This window comes from Psychromonas sp., from assembly GCF_983033635.1.
The window spans coordinates 86,096-86,676 of the sequence record NZ_CEZLMY010000001.1 but is presented as its reverse complement, the minus strand read 5'-3'; the positions used below and the strand labels follow the sequence as shown (position 1 = coordinate 86,676).

Here is a 581-nt window from a genome sequence, read left to right as displayed (position 1 = left end):
GTTTTAAAAGGCTTTATCAAAGGGTTTTCATATGTTTAGGAGGCTTAACGAAAATGCTGATCGAGATAAAAACAGACTAAACGCGGGAGCAAGAAACAGTCTTATATCTGTAATAAAACAGGTGCTGCCGTTGCAGATTGAACATGGCCGTAGCTCAGAATTATCAAAAGCTTTGCCTGTCCTCTCTTTATTTTTGCGTCCGATAAAGGTAAAACAACACTAGCCCTCGATTGTGGTTTTCTAAATCTGCATTTGCAAGTGGTTAAGGCATATAATAGATTTCAAAAATAGAGAGTTACAAGGACAAGTTTAGATGGAAAATTCATTTTCAATAGTTTCAACTGCAATTCTAATTTTCTTTATTTTAGATCCATTCGGAAATGTTCCGCTATTATTGAGCATCTTAAAAAATGTAGATAAACAAAAACATTCAAAAATTATAATCAGAGAGATGTTAATTGGTTTCTTTATCCTGGTAGTTTTTCTCTTTTTTGGAGAAAAGTTTTTAAGTATCTTTCATTTGGAAACGCAAGCCATAACCATTGCCGGAGGGATAATATTCTTTGTTATCTCATTAAAGA

General features: G+C 33.2%; 1 protein-coding gene. It reads left to right on the top strand.

Annotated features, from left to right (window positions below):
* Positions 1 to 313 precede the first annotated feature (313 nt).
* On the top strand, positions 314 to 581 hold a 268-nt coding region (locus tag AC4GME_RS00325; protein WP_490378881.1), incomplete at its 3' end, for a MarC family protein.